Below are 3,827 nucleotides of genomic sequence, written 5' to 3'. Positions count from 1 at the left end.
TCGGTCCAGAGTTCCACCAGGCGCGTCAGATGCGCGATACTCAGGTCGTGGAGGCTGGCATCGTGCTGTGGAGAGTACAGGATGACCTCGCACTTGCCGTAGTTGGGAGCAACCGGCGATAGCTCTGATCCGACTGCATCGGGTTCGTCAGGATCCGTCGTCAGTGCCGGGAAGTCATTGTCGTATTCGAGCACGTCGTAGGTGGATGGGACGTTTCCCGATCCAGGACAGAATGGACAGCCATCGGTGCGCAGGTTGGGTCGTGCCTGTCTGTTGCCTGCCACCATCGTCCATGTGCGCAGAAGTGGGTTCCATCGTAGCTCCGCCATCGTGGTCCTCCTGTTTCTCAACAGTGCCGTAGCACTGGCTTTTCATCATGTATTATAGCCTAATACCTGCATTGGTACAGGCCAAGCGATACTGCCTGCCGTGTCACCCACTGAGAATGCGCGCGAACCATGAGGCATAGAAACGTCCAATATCACCAACTTCTTGGTCTTTCCTGCCTTCAGATATGTCTGTGCCTTGACCATCGAGAATTCTTTTCCCGCTGCTCTTTTCGCATCCAAAGAGCCAACAGTATTCTGTCACCCTTCACGCCTGTCTTGGATGAATTGATGCGGTTGCTTGACACTGCTGGATACGGAGATATGATAAAAATGTAGTAATAGTCTGTCCTTGAGCGGGACAACAAGAGAGGTGTTTAAATGCTTAAGAAGAAAACTATTCTTGATTTTTATAACATGAAGAGCAAGGGAGAGAAGGTCGCCTGGATCACCGCTTACGACGCCCCCATAGCTGCGTTGGCTGAGACTTCTGGCTTGGATATGCTGCTCGTGGGTGATAGCTTGGGAATGTGTGTCTGTGGTTACGACGGTACGGTGCCAGTGACGATGGAACAGTGCCTGCACCATACGCGGGCTGTCCGCACTGGTGCTCCCAATACTTTTGTCATCGGCGATATGCCCTTCCTCTCGTATCAGGTTTCGGTGGAGGAGGCGGTACGCAATGCTGGCCGCTTTCTGAAGGAAGCCGGGGCGGATGCCATCAAGCTTGAGGGCGGGGTGCGTGTCGGCCGCCAGATCAGGGCCATCGCCGACGCCGGTATCGTGGTCTTTGGTCACATTGGCCTCACACCGCAGTCTAGTGGCCAGATGGGTGGGTACAAAGCCCAAGGGCGTACAGTGGAATCGGCGCGCCTGGTAATCCAGGATGCTCTGGCCGTACAGGAGGCCGGTGCTCACTTCCTGCTGGTGGAAGGTGTCACGCCGGAGGTTACACGCGTGATTCACGAACATCTGCGCATCCCAGTTTATTCGATCGGTGCAGGTCCAGAGGCGGATGGTCAATTGTTGATCGTCTCCGACTTGCTGGGGATATTCCAAGCCTTTACGCCCCATTTTGTCAAGAAATACGCTCATCTGTCCGATGATATTCAGCGTGCTTTTGGTGAGTACTGCACTGAGGTGCGTTCTGGTGTCTTCCCTGATCCTGAACACGTGTATAACATGAAAGAAGGGGAGTCGGATAAACTGGGCGCATTAGAGCAGGAAATGTTTGGCGCCAAGTCGTAAGGAAGCAGCCCTTTCCAGGATAATCAAGCGTACCCAACGAAGAGCAAGAAGGGTGCGGCCTGTACAGTAGATAGTTTGTCAACCTTTAGCCCCAGAGCGCAATATGCTCTGGGGCTAGTCATAACTGCAAATCTTTGTCTCCCCGGCTACCCTGACTATGGCGAGCTCCATTCCCACTGCTCCCCTCTCATCCAAAGGGCCAACAGTATTCTGTTACCCTTCACGTCCTTTTTCTCATGAGTTGACGGAGCAGTCCACCCTCCATCTTGGATGAATCGATGCTGCCTGCTTGTTCATGCAGTCCCTACAGACTATACTAATAATATGATCCAGTATGTGCTGAAGAGGTGGAGGGGATGATGAGTGGAACGGTTCTCGTGACTGGTGGCGCTGGATACATTGGGTCGCACACTGTACGGAAGCTTGTACGGAACGGCTATCAGGTTGCCGTGTTTGACAATCTTTCCAAGGGGCATCGCTGGGCCGTTTCACAGGATGTCCCGCTTATTGTTGGCGACATCGCCGACACCGCCCATGTTGCGATGACCATCCGGCAGTTTCACGTTACGAGCATTATCCACTTCGCAGCCTGCAGTCTTGTCGGCGAATCGATGATTGAGCCTCGCACCTACTACACGAACAATGTGATCGGTACGCTGCATCTTCTCGACGCCATGCGTGCAACCGGCGTCGACCGCATCGTCTTTTCCAGCTCGGCTGCTGTTTATGGAGAGCCAACCACCGTTCCAATAGGCGAGGACAGCGCTTTGGCGCCGACCAATGTCTATGGGCGAACCAAGGTGGTCATCGAGGGAATTTTGCATGACTACGTGGTGGCATATGGGCTGCGCTCGGTCTCCCTGAGGTATTTCAATGCGGCCGGGGCCGACCCCAATGGTGGAATTGGCGAGGACCATGATCCGGAGACACATCTGATACCTCTGGTACTACAGGCAGCGGCTGGTCGGAGATCGTCGGTGAGTGTGTTCGGGCGGGACTATTCGACGGCTGACGGCACCTGCGTCCGAGACTACGTCCACGTGAATGATCTTGCAGATGCCCATGTTCTTGCCCTGGAGTCACTCGAGCGGCAGGCGGAGGCTACGTATAACCTGGGAAATGGTGAAGGATTCTCGGTGAAACAGATCATCGAGACTGCCCAACGGATCGTGGGACACGACATATCAATTCTTGAGGCGGATCGGCGCGCGGGAGACCCTGCTGTGCTCGTCGCCAGCAATCGGCGCGCGTGCAGAGAACTGGGGTGGACGCCTCAGCTGGTGGACCTCGAGGCTATTGTCCGGACCGCGTGGAACTGGGAGCAGCATCGACCGATCCGCTAATCATGCATGGCGAGGATGTCTGATTCTTGTCCCTTTGACCAGTCTAGGTAATGCCGTAGAATAGATAGGCGGCAAGATACCAGGCCGACCCGAAAACTGACTCTCGGAGGCACGAATGCGTGGCCAGTACGTCTCGTTAGCCATGAATCTCGTAATTGGGCTATCCTTTTTCCTGTACGGCATGAAACTACTGGGCGACGGACTTCAGAAAGCGGCTGGGGACTCGCTCAGACGCATCTTGCAGGCCCTCACGAACAGCCCCATCAAGGGTGTTCTCGTTGGGTTGACTGTGACGAGTATCATCCAGAGCAGCTCGGCGACGACCGTGATGCTCGTTGGGTTCGCGAATGCAGGGCTCATGACACTGAGTCAGGCGATGGGCGTGATCTTCGGTGCGAATATCGGCACGACGATCACTGCTCAGATCATCGTGTTCAAGCTTAATGACGTAATCTGGGCGTTCATTTTCGTCGGGGTTCTGATGGAGTTTTTTGTGAAGAGAAGGACGACGAAGGCTGTGGGCGAAGCTATCCTCGGTTTTGGCATCTTGTTCTTTGGGCTGTACTTCATGTCTGATGCTCTTGCACCATTGAAGGCAAACCAGTCATTCATAGACTTCCTTGTGAGGTTTGGGCGCGTTCCCGCACTGGGAATCCTCGCCGGAGCGGTGTTCACAGGTGTTATCCANNTCCGTCACGACAAGCCTGGTTGTTGCACTCTCGCTTCAGGGGATGATCACTCTTCCGTCCGCCATTGCGCTGGTGTTGGGGGCGAACATTGGCACGACCGTGACAGCTGGATTGGCGAGTATCGGCACGAATATCGTCAGTCGTAGAACCGCGCTGACACATTTCCTATTCAACTTTCTTGGTGTCATCCTCATCTTCCCGTTCCTGGTACCGTTTACGCG

Annotated in this window: 2 protein-coding genes and 2 pseudogenes; 3 read left to right on the top strand and 1 reads right to left on the bottom strand. The window is 54.6% G+C overall.

From position 1 onward, the window contains the following. Positions 1–329 (bottom strand): annotated as a pseudogene (locus tag SMC5_RS09735) (galactose-1-phosphate uridylyltransferase); the annotation flags it as partial. A gap of 378 nt (positions 330–707) precedes the next feature. On the opposite strand from SMC5_RS09735, the gene panB reads away from it, so the two are divergent. From panB to SMC5_RS09720, 3 genes and pseudogenes are all read left to right on the top strand, one after another. Then, a complete protein-coding gene (panB, locus tag SMC5_RS09730; RefSeq protein WP_119120564.1) occupies positions 708–1,574 on the top strand; it encodes a 3-methyl-2-oxobutanoate hydroxymethyltransferase in 867 nt (288 codons plus the stop codon). A 356-nt stretch (positions 1,575–1,930) separates the two neighbouring features. Next, a complete protein-coding gene (gene galE, locus SMC5_RS09725) occupies positions 1,931–2,917 on the top strand; it encodes a UDP-glucose 4-epimerase GalE (protein ID WP_243625036.1) in 987 nt (328 codons plus the stop codon). A 115-nt stretch (positions 2,918–3,032) separates the two neighbouring features. Further along, positions 3,033–3,827 (top strand): annotated as a pseudogene (locus SMC5_RS09720) (Na/Pi cotransporter family protein); the annotation flags it as partial.

The organism is Candidatus Cryosericum odellii (genome assembly GCF_003570935.1).
Classification (GTDB): Bacteria; Caldisericota; Caldisericia; order Cryosericales; family Cryosericaceae; genus Cryosericum; species Cryosericum odellii.
This window is presented reverse-complemented; position numbering and strand designations above follow the sequence as displayed.